This window comes from Streptomyces ipomoeae 91-03 (assembly GCF_000317595.1).
In the GTDB taxonomy this organism is placed as follows: domain Bacteria; phylum Actinomycetota; class Actinomycetes; order Streptomycetales; family Streptomycetaceae; genus Streptomyces; species Streptomyces ipomoeae.
This window is the reverse complement of record NZ_AEJC01000640.1, coordinates 1-15,991: the sequence shown is the minus strand read 5'-3', so window position 1 is coordinate 15,991 and position 15,991 is coordinate 1. Positions and strand designations below refer to the sequence as shown.

Annotated in this window: 13 protein-coding genes and 1 pseudogene; 3 read left to right on the top strand and 11 right to left on the bottom strand. The window is 71.4% G+C overall.

Annotated features, from left to right (window positions below; translation table 11 throughout):
- Positions 1-104 precede the first annotated feature (104 nt).
- The 6 genes from STRIP9103_RS42320 to pdhA form a co-directional block, all read right to left on the bottom strand.
- Entirely contained in the window at positions 105-1,196 is a 1,092-nt protein-coding gene (locus STRIP9103_RS42320; protein WP_009339949.1) for a potassium channel family protein, read from the bottom strand.
- Between the two features lie 112 nt (positions 1,197-1,308).
- A complete protein-coding gene (locus STRIP9103_RS42315) occupies positions 1,309-2,664 on the bottom strand; it encodes a molybdopterin molybdotransferase MoeA (protein WP_009339952.1) in 1,356 nt (451 codons plus the stop codon).
- Positions 2,661-3,692, bottom strand: a complete 1,032-nt coding sequence (locus STRIP9103_RS42310) for a DUF6457 domain-containing protein (RefSeq protein ID WP_009339941.1) — start codon at positions 3,690-3,692, stop codon at positions 2,661-2,663. The genes STRIP9103_RS42315 and STRIP9103_RS42310 overlap by 4 nt, the downstream gene beginning before the upstream one ends.
- Positions 3,693-3,783: 91 nt before the next feature.
- Positions 3,784-5,433, bottom strand: a complete 1,650-nt coding sequence (locus STRIP9103_RS42305; protein ID WP_009339943.1) for a dihydrolipoamide acetyltransferase family protein — start codon at positions 5,431-5,433, stop codon at positions 3,784-3,786.
- The gene (locus STRIP9103_RS42300; protein ID WP_009339938.1) at positions 5,433-6,437 is read right to left on the bottom strand and encodes an alpha-ketoacid dehydrogenase subunit beta; all 1,005 of its coding nucleotides are present in this window, start codon (positions 6,435-6,437) and stop codon (positions 5,433-5,435) included. The genes STRIP9103_RS42305 and STRIP9103_RS42300 overlap by 1 nt, the downstream gene beginning before the upstream one ends.
- A complete protein-coding gene (gene pdhA, locus STRIP9103_RS42295; protein ID WP_009339945.1) occupies positions 6,437-7,600 on the bottom strand; it encodes a pyruvate dehydrogenase (acetyl-transferring) E1 component subunit alpha in 1,164 nt (387 codons plus the stop codon). Before pdhA ends, STRIP9103_RS42300 begins: the two co-directional genes overlap by 1 nt.
- Before the next feature lie 190 nt (positions 7,601-7,790).
- On the opposite strand from pdhA, the gene STRIP9103_RS42290 reads away from it, so the two are divergent.
- On the top strand, positions 7,791-8,276 hold the full coding sequence (locus tag STRIP9103_RS42290) for an Lrp/AsnC family transcriptional regulator (protein ID WP_009339956.1): 486 nt from the start codon (positions 7,791-7,793) through the stop codon (positions 8,274-8,276).
- 115 nt (positions 8,277-8,391) lie between these two features.
- On the opposite strand, the gene STRIP9103_RS42285 is transcribed toward STRIP9103_RS42290, so the two are convergent.
- Both STRIP9103_RS42285 and STRIP9103_RS42280 read right to left on the bottom strand, forming a co-directional pair.
- Positions 8,392-8,982, bottom strand: coding sequence for a TetR/AcrR family transcriptional regulator (locus tag STRIP9103_RS42285; protein ID WP_009339963.1), 591 nt, complete (start codon positions 8,980-8,982; stop codon positions 8,392-8,394).
- The gene (locus tag STRIP9103_RS42280; RefSeq protein WP_009339958.1) at positions 8,979-10,493 is read right to left on the bottom strand and encodes a 3-hydroxyacyl-CoA dehydrogenase; all 1,515 of its coding nucleotides are present in this window, start codon (positions 10,491-10,493) and stop codon (positions 8,979-8,981) included. The genes STRIP9103_RS42285 and STRIP9103_RS42280 overlap by 4 nt, the downstream gene beginning before the upstream one ends.
- Before the next feature lie 202 nt (positions 10,494-10,695).
- Between STRIP9103_RS42280 and paaN the strand changes: the two genes are divergently transcribed.
- Entirely contained in the window at positions 10,696-12,387 is a 1,692-nt protein-coding gene (gene paaN, locus STRIP9103_RS42275) for a phenylacetic acid degradation protein PaaN (protein ID WP_009339954.1), read from the top strand.
- Between the two features lie 93 nt (positions 12,388-12,480).
- On the opposite strand, the gene STRIP9103_RS42270 is transcribed toward paaN, so the two are convergent.
- The 3 genes from STRIP9103_RS42270 to STRIP9103_RS42260 are packed head-to-tail and all read right to left on the bottom strand — an operon-like array spanning position 12,481 to position 15,532.
- Positions 12,481-13,260: a TrmH family RNA methyltransferase gene (locus STRIP9103_RS42270; RefSeq protein WP_009339947.1), complete on the bottom strand. Its 780-nt coding sequence runs from the start codon at positions 13,258-13,260 to the stop codon at positions 12,481-12,483.
- A gap of 44 nt (positions 13,261-13,304) precedes the next feature.
- Entirely contained in the window at positions 13,305-14,666 is a 1,362-nt protein-coding gene (locus STRIP9103_RS42265) for an HTTM domain-containing protein (protein ID WP_009339960.1), read from the bottom strand.
- Positions 14,663-15,532, bottom strand: coding sequence for a DUF5819 family protein (locus tag STRIP9103_RS42260; RefSeq protein WP_009339962.1), 870 nt, complete (start codon positions 15,530-15,532; stop codon positions 14,663-14,665). The genes STRIP9103_RS42265 and STRIP9103_RS42260 overlap by 4 nt, the downstream gene beginning before the upstream one ends.
- Positions 15,533-15,827: 295 nt before the next feature.
- Between STRIP9103_RS42260 and STRIP9103_RS53285 the strand changes: the two are divergent.
- A pseudogene (locus STRIP9103_RS53285) lies at positions 15,828-15,991 on the top strand (Lrp/AsnC family transcriptional regulator); the annotation flags it as partial.

Sequence of the window (15,991 nt, the reverse complement as noted above, 5' to 3'; positions counted from 1 at the left end):
TCCCCTGCTCGCGTCGACGCCCTCACGCGGGTGCCCTGTCGCTCCCGTCACGGCAGGTGCTTGGTGTCAAGCCTGTTACGGCAGGTGCTTGGCGTCGGGCCAAGTCACGGCAGATGCTTGGTGTCGGGGGCGACCTTGGTGCCCGGTGTGGCGCGGACGATGGTGATGAGCCGGTCCGCCACCTGGAGTTCACCGATGGACGGGTCGTCGTAACCGAGCACCCGATGGCCTCGCACGACGCTGACCACCAGGTCGTCCGTCTCCCGCACCTTGCGCCCCACCTCGGCCTTGATGACGGGCCGTTCGATGATGTCGAGCCCGCTGCCCTGCTGGATGAGGTCCTCCATGACCATGCCGGCGGCGGGGCTGAGCACGGAGAGCCCGAGCAGCCGCCCGGCCGCGCTGGCGCTGGTGATGACCGCGTCGGCCCCGGACTGCTTCAGCAGCGGCGCGTTCTCCTCCTCTCGCACGGCGACCACGATCTTCGCTATACGGTTGAGCTGGCGGGCGGTCAGCGTGACGAGGACGGCGGTGTCGTCGCGCGCAGTCGCGATGATGATCTGTCGTGCCTTCTGCGCCTCGGCCTGCAACAGCACCTCGCTGCGGGTCGCGTCGCCGACGATCCCCGCGTACCCGTCGGCCCTCGCCGCCTCGATGACCTCGGAGCTGGGGTCCACGACGATGACCTGCTCCTTCTTCAGCCCCGTCGCACAGACGGTCTGTATCGCCGAGCGCCCCTTCGTACCGAAGCCGACGACAACGGTGTGCTCCCTCAAGGCCGCCCTCCAGCGGTTCAGTCGCCATTCCTCGCGTGTGCGTTCCGTGAGGACCTCCAGCGTCGTGCCGACCAGGATGATCAGGAACAGCACCCGCAGCGGTGTGATGAGAAGGATGTTGGTGAGCCTGGCTCCGTCGCTGGCCGGGGTGATGTCGCCGTACCCGGTGGTGGAGAGGCTGACAGTGGCGTAATAGAAGGAGTCGAGCAGATCGACGCCACCATCGGAGTTGTCGTTGTAGCCCTCATGGTCGGCATAGACGATGAACGCGGTCGCGACCAGCACGAGCAGTGCCATCGCCAGCCGTTTGCCGACCTGACGTATCGGGCGCTCCACCACTCTCTTCGGCAGTCTCACCTGGTGCGTCGCCACACGCTCGTCCGCGTTGCGGGCGATGGCGTCATGGCCCGGCAGTTTCACGTGAAACACTCCCCGTTTCTGTGCACGTCGCCTTGCTGCGCTTCACCCCGGATCGCCCGTTGTTTCACGTGAAACATCGTTAAGCACATGACCGGTCGGACATGTGGATGTTTCACGTGAAACACACCTGGATTCCCGCCGTCGCCCACGGCAGATCGAGCAGCTCCAACTCCTGTCCGGGGCGGGCACCACCGGGCGGTACGACGGCGAGGGCGTCGGCGGTGGCGACACCGCGGAGCATCGCCGGGCCGTTGTAGTGCAGCGGTATGGCGCTGTCACCGCGTAGGGCGACGGGGATGAGCCGGGTGTCGTACGGGTGCCCGTGCACCGACTCCCTCAGCGGCAGCGCGTACGGCTCCTGGGCGGCATGTCCGGCGAGCGTGCGCAGCAGGGGCTCGGCGAGCGTGAACAGCCCGGAGACGGCGGCCAGTGGGTTGCCCGGCAGGCCGACGAGGTGCTGGTTCTCCTTTGTACGGGCCAGCAGCATGGGGTGCCCCGGGCGCACCTTGACTCCATTGACGAGGAGTTCGGCTCCGACGCGGCGCAGAGTGGGGTGGACATGGTCCACGGGTCCGGCCGCCGTTCCGCCCGTGGTGACGATGAGGTCGGCGGAGGACTTCCGCACGGCCTCGTACAGCGCGTCGGCGTCGTCCCCGAGGCGGCGCACGGCGGTGACGTCGGCGCCGAGCGCCCGCAGCCAGGACGGCAGCATCGGGCCGAGGGCGTCCCGGATCAGACCGTCGCAGGGGAGCCCTTCGGTGAGCAGTTCGTCGCCGAGGACGAGCAGGTCGACCCGGGGGCGGGGAATGACGGTCAGAGTGTCGTATCCGGCCGCCGCCGCGAGGCCGAGTGCCGCGGGGGTGATCAGTGTGCCGAGGGGCAGCAGTTGGTCACCGCTGCGGCACTCCTGGCCGCGGGGACGGATGTCCTGCCCGTGGGCGATGTCCCGGATGGCGTGCAGCCGCCCCGTCTCGTCCGTGCGGCCGTGCTCGCTGCGCAGCACGGCGGTCGTGTCGGGCGGGATGCGCGCACCGGTGGCGATCCGGACCGCTTCGCCGTCGGTGAGCCGGCCGGGCTCGGCGTGCCCCGCGAGCACACCGTCCTCCCGTACGTCCCAGGGGCCGGGCCCGGCAACCGCCCAGCCGTCCATCGCGGAGGTGTCGAAGGAGGGGAGGTCGGTGAGGGCGGTGAGCGGGGCGGCGAGGGCGAGGCCCAGCGAGTCGTCGACGGTGACGGAGACGGGTGCCCTATGCCCGGCCGAGCGGGCGGCGCGCTCGGCGATGGCACGGGCCTCGGGCCAGGGAGTGGCCTTGTGGTGGCTGTCGTCCTTGGCCGAGTGGGCGTGGTGGCCGCCCGTGGAGGGGGTTTCCCGTCCGGAAGGCGGCTCGCCCGGTCCCCGGGGGGCCCTGTCATTGGCCACGGCCAGTGCCTCCTCCACGTCGAGTTCTTCGGCGTCCTGGGCGGTCATCCGGCGTCGCCCGGGGCGGCTTCGGGGGCGGCGTCCTGGCCGGTACCGGAAGCGTCGTCCCGGCCGGTACCGGCGGCGGCCGGCTTGGTCCCGGGCTTGGCCTCGGGGGTGTTCTCGTCGGCCCAGCGGAGCGCCAGCGCCGAGGCCTTGCGGGCGGCCTCCGCGACCGCCTCGGGGCCGCCCTCGGCCTTGGCCGCCGCATAGCCGACGAGGAACGTGGTCAGCGGGGCGGCGGGCCGGGCCACCGAGTGCGCGGCGTCACGGGCCAGGTCGAGCAGAACGCCGGTGTCGACGTCGAGGTCGATGCCCAGTTCGTCCTTGACTGCGGAAATCCATTCATCCAACACGTGGCCATGCTCCCTGATCCGTGCGCGGGCGGCGGCGATGTCGTCCCAGGTGTCGCAGTCGAAGGACGCGACGGGGTCGGTGATACGGGCGAGACGGAGCGCGGCGGTCAGCCGTCGCAGGGGCAGCCCGGTCAACCCGCCGTGCTCGGTGACGAGACGCGCGAGCTCCCGCCGCAGGGCTTCGGCCCGGTAGACGGCCACGAGCGGCTGATCACGGCCGTCAGGGTCGGTGAGCAGGACGCCTTCCGGGGTGGTGAGTGGGGGTGCGGCTTCGGAGCCGCCGGGTGAAAGCGTGCCGTCGGTGTCGGCGTCGCTGGTCCGGAGGGCGTCGAGCAGGCGCCGTACCGTCGCCTCCTCCAGGAACGGCAGGTCGGCGGAGAGGGCGACGACGTACGGGGCGGTGGTGTGCCGGAGCCCGGCGTCCAGCGCGGCGAGCGGTCCGCCGCCGGGGGGCTCTTCGCGGGCCCACAGCACGGGCCGGGCGGTGGGGCGGGCGTCGGCGACGACGACGGTCGTCCCGGCCCCGGCGCAGGCGGTCAGCACCCGGTCGAGCAGGGCGCGTCCGCCCACTCGCACACCGGGTTTGTCCGCGCCGCCGAGCCGCCGGGCGGCACCTCCGGCGAGCACGACGGCGTCGTACGCCTCGGTACCGGGGCCGCCCGGGGGCTCGTACGCGGTCACCCCCCGAGTATGCGTGCCCCGGCGATCACAGGGAACGCGGGGGAGGCCGCGTGATCGGAGCCCGATCACGGCCGCCGGGCAAAGCCGGCGGTCAGAGCGTGCGCAGCAGGACCGCCGGTTGTTCGACGCAGTCGGCCACATAGCGCAGGAAGCCGCCCGCCGTGCCGCCGTCGCACACCCGGTGGTCGAAGGTGAGCGAGAGCTGCACGACCTGCCGTACCGCCAGCTCGCCCTCGTGCACCCACGGTTTGGGGACGATACGGCCGACGCCGAGCATGGCCGCCTCGGGGTGGTTGATGATCGGCGTGGAGCCGTCGACACCGAAGACGCCGTAGTTGTTCAGGGTGAAGGTCCCGCCGGTGAGCTGGGCCGGGGTCAGTGTCCCGGTCCGGGCGGCCTCCGTGAGCCTGGCGAACTCGGCGCTGAGCGATTCCGCGTTCCGGGTGTGGGCGTCCCGTACGACGGGCACCACGAGCCCCCGCTCGGTCTGCGCGGCGAAACCGAGGTGCACCCGGTCGAGCCGTACGACCTCGCGGGCCGCCATGTCCACGGTCGAGTTGAGCTCCGGGAACCGGGCCAGCGCGGCGGTGCAGATCCGGGCGAGCAACGCGAGAAGGGAGATCTTCGGGCCACCGGCAGTGGGGGTCTGGGGGTGCCCCCCAGAAAAACGCTGCATCGCCCTCCGGGCGTTCATCAGTTCCGTCGCGTCGGCGTCCACCCAGCAGGTCGCGTCGGGGATCTCCCGCCGACTCCGCGACAGCTTGTCGGCGACGGCACCGCGAACTCCCCGGAGGGGGACACGGGTGCCGGAAACGGTCTCCGCGCGCGCGGATGCGGTGACGGGCTGTGCGGCGGATGCGGGGGCGGGCTGCGTGAACACGGGCGCGGACACGGGCGTGGGCTGTGCGGCCGGTGCCTCCGGTGCCGAGCCGACGGGCGTGCCCGAGCCGGCGGCTGGGCCGACGCCGGTGGCGCCAGTCGCGGCGGCGGCCCGCAGCGCGTACTCCACGTCCGCCCGCAGGATCAGCCCGTCGGGCCCGGAACCATGCAACTTCCGCAGGTCCAGGCCGTTTTCGCGGGCGAGTCGCCGGACGAGCGGCGAGATCACGGGCACGGGTCCGTCCGGGCGTTCCACAGCGGCGGTGGACGCGGGTGCCGTCTCGACGGCGGCCCGTAGGGCGTGCGGCGCGGACTCGGCAGCAGGGCGGCCTGAGTCTTCAGCGGCAGCCGGAGCCGCTTGGGCACCCGTGCCCGGGGCACCGGACGGTGTGCTCGCGCCGCCAGAAGACGTGCCCACGCGAGACGTGCTCGCGCCGTCAGGAGCCGTACCGGCGCTGCCCGGAGGCACACTCGCGCCACCGGAGCCCGCCCCCTGCCGCGCCCCGGCCCCCATGGGACCAGTCGGCCGTACCCTCCTGCGCCGCGCCGGAGACGCCCCCGTGCCGTAGCCGACCAGCACGTTGCCGGAGCCCTCGGTCTCCTCGCCGGAGGCGGGGGGACCCACGGCGACCGTCAACAGGGGTGCCCCGACCGGCAGTTCCGTGCCCTCCTCGCCGAAGCGGGCGGTGACGACGCCGCCGTAGGGGCAGGGGACCTCGACCATGGCCTTGGCCGTCTCGACCTCGACGACGGGCTGGTCGATGGCGACGACGTCCCCGACCTGGACCAGCCAGCGGACGATCTCGGCCTCGGTGAGCCCTTCGCCGAGGTCGGGCAGCTTGAACTCCAGCACTTGGGCCATCAGCTCTCCGCCTCCCACTGCAGGCGCCCCACGGCGTCCAGGATCCGGTCGACGCCGGGCAGATGGTGGCGCTCCAGCATCGGCGGCGGATACGGGATGTCGAACCCGGCGACGCGCAGCACGGGCGCCTCCAGGTGGTGGAAGCAGCGCTCGGTGACGCGGGCCGCGATCTCGCCGCCCGGTCCGCCGTAGCCGCCGGACTCGTGGACGACGACGGCGCGCCCGGTGCGCCGTACCGACGCGGCGACCGTCTCGTCGTCGAAGGGCACGAGGGAACGCAGGTCGACGACTTCGAGGTCCCAGCCCTCGACCGTGGCGGCCTCGGCGGCCTCCAGGCAGACGGGGACGGACGGCCCGTAGGTGATGAGCGTGGCGCTGCGGCCGGCGCGACGCACGACCGCGCGGCCGATCGGCTCGACGGCCTGCGGTTCCTCCGGGTTCCAGGAGTCCTTCGACCAGTACAGGCGCTTGGGCTCCAGGAAGACGACGGGGTCGTCGGAGGCGATGGCGGCGCGCAGCAGCCCGTAGGCGTCGGCGACCGTGGCGGGTGTGACGACATGGAGCCCCGGGGTCGCCATGTAGTAGGCCTCGGAGGAGTCGCTGTGGTGCTCGACGCCGCCGATGCCGCCGCCGTACGGGACGCGGATGGTGATCGGCAGCGGCATCGTCCCGCGCGTGCGGTTGCGCATGCGGGCGACATGGCTGATGAGTTGCTCGAATGACGGGTAGGCGAACGCGTCGAACTGCATCTCCACGACCGGCCTGAGCCCGTACATGGCCATGCCGACGGCCGTGCCGAGGATGCCGGCCTCGGCGAGCGGGGTGTCCGTGACCCGGTCCTCGCCGAACTCCTTGGCGAGTCCGTCGGTGACCCGGAAGACGCCGCCGAGGGTGCCGACGTCCTCGCCCATCACGTGGACGGTCGGGTCGGCGGTCATGGCGTCGCGGAGGGCGCGGGTGAGCGCCTGCGCCATGGTGGCGGGCTTGAGTGCGACGGTGGTCATCAGCCCGTCCTCTCCGGGTGTCCGGTGTGATCGGTGTGCGACTCGGCCTCGGCTGCCAGCTCGGCCCGCAACTGGGCCTGCTGTTCACGCAGTTGGGAGGTGGGCTCGGCGAACACATGGGCGAAGAGGTCCATGGGGTCGAGCACCGGGTCCTGGTTCATGCGCTCGCGCAGATCGGCGGCCATGGCCTCGGCGGCGTCCCGCGCGGCCCGGATGCCGTCCTCGTCGAGGAGCCCGCGCTCGGTCAGCTCGTGCTCCAGGAGCGCGATCGGGTCGTGCGCGCGCCAGGTCTCGACCTCGGCGTCGACGCGGTAGCGGGTCGCGTCGTCGGCGTTGGTGTGGGCGTCGATGCGATACGTCACCGCCTCGATCAGGGTGGGACCACCACCCGCGCGCGCGTGGGCCACGGCTTCGGCGAGGACCTGGTGCACGGCCGCCGCGTCGTTGCCGTCGACGAGACCGCCCGGCATGCCGTAGCCGACGGCCTTGTGGGCGAGGGAGGGGGCGGCGGTCTGCTTCTCCAGCGGCACGGAGATCGCGAAGCCGTTGTTCTGGACGAGGAAGACGACCGGGGCCTGCCAGACGGCGGCGAAGTTGAGCGCCTCGTGGAAGTCGCCCTCGCTGGTGCCGCCGTCACCGACCAGGGCGAGCGCGACCACGTCGTCGCCCTTGAGGCGCGCGGCGTGTGCGAGGCCCACGGCGTGCGGGAGCTGCGTCGCGAGCGGGGTGCACAGGGGCGCGACCCGGTGCTCGTAGGGGTCGTAGCCGGTGTGCCAGTCGCCGCGCAGCAGGGTGAGTGCCTGGACGGGGTCGACGCCGCGAGCGATGGCGGCGAGCGTGTCCCGGTAGCTCGGAAAGAGCCAGTCCCGCTCTTCGAGGACGAGCGCGGCGGCGACCTCGCACGCCTCCTGGCCGGTGCTGGAGGGGTAGACGGCGAGTCGACCCTGCTTGGTCAGGGCCGTGGCCTGCGCGTTGTACCGGCGCCCGCGCACCAGCTCCGCGTAGAGCCGGCGCAGCAGCGCGGGGTCCGCGTCAGCCGCCGCGTCGGTGCCGAGCACGCGGTACGGCCGTGCGTCGGGCAGCAGCGGCGCGGGGTCCGTGCGCGGCTGCCAGGCGGGCGGCGGTGTCGGGCGGTACGCGCCCCGCTGCTCCATGACCGTCATACGGCACCTCCTCAGGGGAGTGGCTCTCCGGACACGGCACGGCTGTGACGCGTCCCACCTACCGATTGTTCGGTCGTTGACGCATTTTGGCTACACGCACCCCAAGGCTGTGGACAAACGGTTCTGCACAGCCTCAAATGAACGCAGTACGTCCATGGTAGAGAGGCGGGGGCACATGGCACCTGAACAAATGGCCGAGCCGCCGGAGCACGGCCCGGCCCTGCCGCCCCCACGACCGCTGGACGCCATAGATCAGGACATCCTGCGCATGCTCCAGGCCGACGGCCGCGCCTCGATACGCTCCGTCGCCGAGCGCGTCCACGTCTCCCGCGCCAATGCCTACGCGCGCATCAACCGCCTCATCGAGGACGGCGTGATCCGCGGCTTCGGGGCGCGCGTCAACCACGAGCGCGCCGGGAAGGGCACCTCGGCCTACATCACCCTCAAGATCGTGCAGAACTCCTGGCGCACGGTCCGCGACCAGCTGCGCCAACTGTCCGGCGCCGCCCATATCGCGCTGGTGGGCGGCGACTTCGACGTCCTGCTCCTGGTGCACACCTCGGGCAACAGAGCCCTGCGCGAGGTCGTGCTGACCAAGCTCCAGGCCATCCCGGAGGTGCTCAGCACCCGCACGCTGCTGGTGTTCGAGGAGGAGGACGTGGAACCGGAGGGGTGAGCTCCACAGCGCCCCCGGGCTGTCCTCACAACGCCTCCGGGGCCGCCCTCCAGCACCTCCGCTCCCCTGGGCCACCCGGCGCTCCCGGGCGCTCCCGCGCGCCCCTCGATCGCCCTCAGTGCTCGTTGCGGAGCCCCGCGAAGACCAGCTGTACGACCGCGTCGGAGACCTCGCGCTCGCCCATCCCCCGTCCGTCCGGCCGGTACCACTCCACGATGGAGTTGATCATCCCGAAGACCAGCCGGGTCGCGAGCCGCACCTCGACATCACCGCGTACGTCCCCGTCGGCCGCCGCGGCCTTCAGCAGCTCGGCGACCTGGTGGTCGAATTCGCGGCGCCGCTCCAGGGCCCACCGCTCGGTGTCGGTGTTGCCGCGCACGCGCAGCAGCAGCGTGACGTACGGCAGTTCGGTGATGAGGACCTCGACCATGCGCCGGACGACGTGCTCCAGCCGCTCCACCGCACGCCCCACGCGCGCGTGCTCCTCGTCGAGGATCCCGAAGAGGCCGTCGATGGCCCGGCTGACGGCACGGCGCAGCAACTCCTCCTTGCTCGTGACGTGGTGGTATATCGACGACTTGGAGATGCCCGCCGCCTTGGAGAGGTGCTCCATGGACGTGCCGTCGTAGCCGCGTTCGTTGAAAACCTGGACGGCGACGGAGAGCAGCGACTCGGGGGTGTACGTGTCGCGCTTGGCAGTGGTCATGAGGTGCCCTCCCGCTTGTCTGCGGCATGTCCGTGGCGATACAGCGCGAGAGAGGGCGCGTAACGGCCGGAGGGCTCGCGCAGATGCAGTTCCTCCAGCAGGTCGTGCGCCCAGATCCGGCCGAGCCTGCGGCTCCACTCGAAGGGCCCGAGCGGGTAGTTGACGCCGAGCCTCATCGCCGTGTCGATGTCCTCCTCGGTGGCCACGCCCTTGGCCACGGCGTCGTGCGCGAGGTCGACGATCCGGGCCACCGTACGGGCGACGATCATGCCGGGGGCGTCCCCGATGACGCTGACGGCCTTGCCGAGCGCCTGGAAGAGCCCGATGGCCTCGGCGAGCGTCTGCGGCGAGGTGTCCTGGGAGGCCGACAGCGCGATACGGGTGGCCCGGCGGTAGTCGAGCGCCAGGTCGAAGTAGACGACATCGCGGAACTCCACCGATGTCTGACCGTCCGCCAGAGCCAGTTGACCACCGCTCGGCAGGACGAGCCGGCTGCCGTGGTCCTCGTCCTCCTCGCGTACGGCGATGCCCGCCTCCCGGATCAGCGTGAGCAGCTCCGAGGCGGGCCCCAGGTCGCCCTCGGCGACGACGTACGCGGGCGGCGGGACCGCTTCGGCGGTGTGCGGCTCGGGCTGCTCGGCGCCGTCCGTGTAGTCGTACCAGCCCTGTCCCGTCTTGCGGCCGAGCCGGCCGGACTCCACGAGCCGGCGCTGGGCCAGCGAGGGCGTGAAGCGCACGTCCTGGAAGAAGGCCTGCCACACGGAGTGGGTGACGGACTCGTTGACGTCCTGCCCGATGAGATCGGTCAGTTCGAACGCGCCCATCTTGAAGCCGCCGGACTCGCGCAGCACCGCGTCGATCGTGGCCGGGTCGGCGGCCTGCGCCTCGTACACCGCGAACGCCTCGGCGTAGAACGGCCGTGCGATGCGGTTGACGATGAAGCCGGGGGTGTCGGCGCAGGCGACCGGTGTCTTGCCCCAGGCGCGGGCCGTCTCGTACGCGCGCGTGGCCGACGTGACGTCGGTGGCGAACCCGGAGACGACCTCGACGAGCGGGAGCAGCGGCGCGGGGTTGAAGAAGTGCAGGCCCACGAAACGCCCGGCGTTGCGCAGGGCGCCGCCGATGGCCGTGACGGAGAGGGAGGAGGTGTTGGTGGCGAGCAGACAGTCCTCGCCGACGATGTCCTCCAGCGCGCGGAACAGCTCCTGCTTGACGTCCAGCCGCTCCAGGACGGCCTCGATGACGAGGCCGCAGTCCGCGAGCTCGGCAAGGCTCTCCGCGGGGTGCAGCCGAGCGCGGGCGGCGTCCCGTTCGGCGCCGGTCAGGCGGTCCTTCGCGACGAGCCGGTCGAGCCGGACGCCGATCGCCTCGGCCGCCTGTCCGGCGCGCCCGGGGACGGCGTCGTACAGCCGTACGGGATGACCCGCGACCAGCGCGACCTGGGCTATGCCCTGGCCCATGGTGCCCGTGCCGACGACGGCCACGGGACTGCTGAGGTCGAGTGCTGACATGCCCGCGATCCTCCCGCACAGGGTTGTCCACAGATGCGGCGGACCCCCTTGCCCCGACCGATCGTTCGGTTACTCTAACTCTGTCCGCCCACCCGCCGCCCACGACCACCCTGAACGAGGCGCTTCGCGCCACCCCTTTTGATTCTGTCCTGCCCAGGTCAGAGCTCAAAGATGAGCTCCTGATACGAGGAGTTGGTCACGCATGGCCGCCGAGCTGTCCGCGCACGACCTGATCGCCAAGCACCGGCCCACTCTCGACCAGGCGCTGGAAGCGATCCGCACGCGCGCGTACTGGTCCCCTCACCCCGAGCACCCCAAGGCGTACGGCGAGAACGGCAGCCTGGGCATGGCCGAGGGCAAGGCCGCCTTCGACGCCCTCCTCGGCACCCGCCTCGACCTCGGCCAACCCGGCACCGACGACTGGGTGGGCGACGAGACCTCCCCGTACGGCCCGGCGCTGGGCGTCACGTATCCGCACGCCGACATCGACACGCTGCTGCCCGCGATGAAGGCCGGCCAGCGCGCGTGGCGCGACGCGGGCGCCCAGACGCGCGCGGTGGTGTGTCTGGAGATCCTCAAGCGGATCAGCGACCGCACCCACGAGTTCGCGCACGCGGTCATGCACACCAGCGGCCAGGCGTTCATGATGGCCTTCCAGGCGGGCGGCCCCCACGCACAGGACCGCGGCCTGGAGGCGGTGGCGTACGCGTACGCGGAACAGGTCCGCACCCCCGACAACGCCGAGTGGACCAAGCCCCAGGGCAAGCGCGACCCGCTCACGATGACCAAGCGGTTCAAGCCCGTCCCGCGCGGCATCGCCCTGGTCATCGGCTGCAACACCTTCCCGACGTGGAACGGCTACCCCGGCCTGTTCGCCTCCCTCGCCACCGGCAACGCGGTCCTGGTCAAGCCCCACCCGCGCGCGGTACTGCCGCTCGCCCTCACCGTCCAGGTCGCCCGCGAAGTGCTCGCCGACACCGGCTTCGACCCCAACCTGGTCGCCCTCGCCGCCGAACGCCCCGGTGAGGGAATCGCCAAGACCCTCGCCACCCGCCCCGAGATCCGCATCATCGACTACACCGGCTCGACGTCCTTCGGCGACTGGCTGGAGACCAACGCCCGCCAGGCGCAGGTCTACACGGAGAAAGCCGGCGTCAACACGGTGCTCGTCGAGTCCACCGACAACTACAAGGGCATGCTGTCCAACCTGGCGTTCTCGCTCTCGCTCTACAGCGGCCAGATGTGCACCACCCCGCAGAACCTGCTGATCCCCCGCGACGGCATCACCACGGACGAGGGCCCCAAGTCGCACGACGAGGTCGTCGCCGACCTCGCCCGCTCGGTCGACGGTCTCCTCGGCGACGACGCGCGGGCGAACGCGCTGCTGGGCGCGATCGTCAACCCCGACGTGAAGGCCCGTCTGGAAGCCGCGGCCGGCCTCGGCGAGGTCGCGCTCGCCTCCCGCGAGGTGAGCAACCCGGAGTTCCCGGGCGCGGTCGTGCGCACACCCGTGATCGTGAAGCTGGACGGGGCCAAGCCGGACGACGAGGCCGCCTACATGAGCGAGTGCTTCGGACCGGTCTCCTTCGCCGTCGCCGTCGACTCGGCGCAGCACGCGCTGGAGCTGCTCCGGCGCACGGTCCGCGAGAAGGGCGCGATGACGGTCGGCGCGTACACCACCTCCGCCGAGGTGGCCGAGGCCGTGGAGGAGGTCTGCCTGGAGGAGTGCGCGCAGTTGTCGCTGAACCTCACGGGTGGGGTGTATGTGAACCAGACTGCGGCGTTCTCGGACTTCCACGGGTCCGGGGGGAACCCGGCCGCGAATGCGGCGCTGTGCGATGGGGCGTTCGTGGCGAATAGGTTCCGAGTGGTGGAGGTTCGGCACGACGCGTAGGGAGCGGTCGGGAGTGTGGGGCGACTGAGGGTCGGTTGTGGCCGGTCACGCAGTTCCCCGCGCCCCTCGAGTGCGCTCCAGCTCAGCCTGCTTTCAAGGAGCCCCGGCGCTCCAGTGGTACAGCGTCATGGCCACACTGGTCGCGAGGTTGTAGCTGGAGACCTGGGGGCGCATCGGCAGGGCGAGCAGATGGTCGGCCCGCGCGCGGAGCTCGGCCGACAGCCCGCTGCGCTCGGAGCCGAAGGCGAGGACGGCGTCGTCCGGGAGCTTCAGGCCCCGGATGTCGTCGCCCTCGGGGTCGAGCGCGAACACCGGACCGGGCGGCAGCTCCGCCACCTCCAGACGCTCCACGGCGGTCGCGAAGTGCAGCCCCGCCCCGCCGCGCACGACCGTGGGGTGCCAAGGGTCCAGCGTGCCCGTGGTCACCACCCCGGTCGCCCCGAAACCGGCCGCCAACCGGATCACGGCACCCGCGTTGCCCAGATTGCGCGGATTGTCGAGGACGATCACGGGGGCGGTGCGCGGGGTGTGCGCGAGCGCCGCCAGATTGGTCGCGCGCGCGGGGCGTACGGCCAACGCGGCGACCGCGGTGGGATGCGGGCGCGCTACGAGCGTGCGGTACGTCTCCTCCGACACCTCCCGCAGCGACTCCGCCAGCCGGTCCCGCACGTCCGGGGCCAGATCGTCGGCCAGGGCGAGCGCCGCCGCGCGGTCGACGGTGACCGCCACCGGGACGTCGGCGCCGAACCGCACGGCGTGCTTGAGGGCGTGGAAGCCGTCGAGCAGGACGGAGGAGTCGGCGAGGCGGTGCCAGGTCCGTACCGGGTCGTTCGCCGGTTCGTCCAAGGGTGCCGCGCTCACCGGATCGTTCATGCCGTGCAGCCTACGTGTCGTTCACGCGGTGAAACCCACCTCGTTCACGCGGTGAAACCCACGCGCGCCTGCTCGGTCGTCCCCTTCTCCGGCGGAAGCGGTGGCCGCTGCTCCTCACCGGGGCCCGGCGACGTACGGGCCCGCCCCGGGAGCACACGGCGCACGACGCGCGCACGCGCGCGTGTCGCCCAGCCGCCGAGGCGCTTCAAGAAGGAGGTCGGCAGGAAGACGGAGTCGGCGGCGATCATGGCGAGCGAGAAGAACGGCAGTCCCAGCGTGACGGCGATCACCGCGTGCTCGGTCATCATGACGGCCAGCAGGACGTTCTTGACACGCCGGTTGAAGAGCGTGAACGGGAAGGCGACCTGAGCGATGACCGTCCCGTACGTCATCAGCATCACCATCGTGCCGCTCGACGACATCAGGTCGGAGAGCGCGGGCCAGGGCGAGAAGTAGTCCAGGTGGAGCGGGTAGTAGGCGGCCGTGCCGTCCTGCCAGCGCGAGCCCTGGATCTTGTACCAGCCGGCGGTCGCGTAGATCAGACACGCCTCGGCCATGATCACGACCAGCGCGGCGTTGTGGACGAGGTTGGCGACGATGTCGAGCAGGACGCGGGGCTTGATGTCCGACTCGATGCGCCGCACGCCCCACCACAGGGCGTGCACCGCCCACAGCCCCCAGAAGATCGTCAGCCAGCCGCCCAGGAAGCCACCGGGAACCAGGCCGCCGAACGTCGCCACCAACAGTGCGAAGCCGAGCACGCACCACAGGACGGGGCCGACACGGTCCTCCGGCTCCTTGCCCTCGCGCTCGCCGCGCTCCCGCGCACGCCGGGCGCGCCGCGCGTCGAGGGACCAGACCTGGCCGCACCGGGTGAGGACGAGGTAGATCGCCATGAGGTGGATGACGTTGTCGCCGCCGTCGCCCATGAAGACGCTGCGGTTCTGCAGCGACAGGACGCCCACCATGAAGAGCACGCTCGCGGTGCGCGTGCGCCAGCCGAGCAGCAGCATGAGGCTCGCCAGCACGGCGAGGACGTAGACGATCTCGAACCACACCGCGCTGTCCGACCACATCAGGACCGTGAACGCGTCGTTGTTCGCGATGAGCTGCTGGGCGAGATCCCAGCTCCAGGGCCCTTTCGGGCCGTACATCTCGTGCCGGTGCGGGAACTCTCGCAGGAGGAACAGCAGCCAGGTGAAGGAGAAGCCGATACGGATGATCGCGCTCTGGTAGGGACCCAGCGCGTTGTCCGTGACCCGGGTGATGCCGGTGCCGACAGCGGCGGCAAGGCGGTTCAGAGGGCCGACGGGGATGATCGGGTTGTTCTGGTCCGGTTTGATCGGGCTCGGGTCGGGATTACTCGGGTCCGGGTTGATCGGGCCGATCGGGCTCGTGGGGCTCATTCGGCGTTCGCCCCCGCCCGATCGGCGTCGGCCCGGTCGGTGTCGCCCTGATCGGCGTCCGGACGGTCGCGGCCGGCCACCGTCCACCAGGACAGCTCACGGAAGACGGGCTTGTCGGACACCTGTTCCTCGCTCCAGTCGGGCGGCTGCACGTTGGTGGTACGGGATCGGACCTGTATCCGGTCGATGACACCGCCGGGGCCGCCGGCCTGCTCGCGATCGAGGCGGAGCATCACGATGCGGCGGAGATAGCGCTCGGACAGTTCGCCCCGCGGAGTCGTGGCGCGGTTCTCGGCGTCGTGCGTGGAGACATAGAAGTCCCAGGCCCGGCGCAATTCGTTCTGCTGGGTGTGGCTCGGTATGAGATTGCCGTCGATGCCGGCGCCGTCCAGCGCGGACAGTTCGTACCAGCCGGTCGTGCGGACCTCACCGCCCGAGGTACGGACCTCGGCACGGACCTGCACCGCGATGTTCTGCTGCAGCGGGTTCGGGGCGAACAGCTTCCAGTTCTGCTCGAACTCCGGGTACACCCACTCGTCGACCGCCCGACCGTGCTGCTTCGTCAACGTGTTCGAGGGCGCGACATGCAGAAAGACCAGCGCCAGGTGCGCACACGCCCCGACCGCTACGACCGCCAGCACGAGCGCCACGGCTATCTGGTACGGGAGGGAGAGCGCGGCGATGCCGGAGGCCGACCGGGGTGGCTGCACCGATTGCACCGGTTGCACCGGTTGTTCCGGCGGCGCCGGGTGCGTCCCGGGTGGTGGGGGCTGATCGAAGCCCTCGTTGGCGGGGCCCGCGGAGGCAGAGCCCTCGGACTCGTCCGGCTCACGCCGGACGTTCGAGACCTCGTCGTACGCGTCCATTCCGCCCCGCTCCCCGATTGCCACGTCCGGCCCGTTCACCCACCGGAACTTACTCAGCCGCGTCCATCCGGCACAGCCTCGATGGCCACACCAGTCACATCGTCACACCGATCACACAGCACCAACGAGGTTATCCACAGCCGGGGACACCTTACGGCGATGTGGTCCAGCATTGAGTCGAAGCCACCGAGCAGACCGAACGATCGGTTGATCTCGAAGCGACGGCGGTCGATCGTCTCGCGGCAGTACGGAAGGGGAGGCGAGGTGGGGCGTGGGGTGGGGGCGGGGTGGGGGTGACCGGGTGCACAAGGCCCGTATGGTCCGGGTGATCGGGCAGGCCGACTGGGGCATGCACTCCACGGCGATGCCGGGCCATGTCTTCCTGGACATCACCGGCGAGACCCCGCTGGCCGTCCTCCACCGGCTCCGCGACCTGCCCCATCTGCAGCTCCTGGCGCA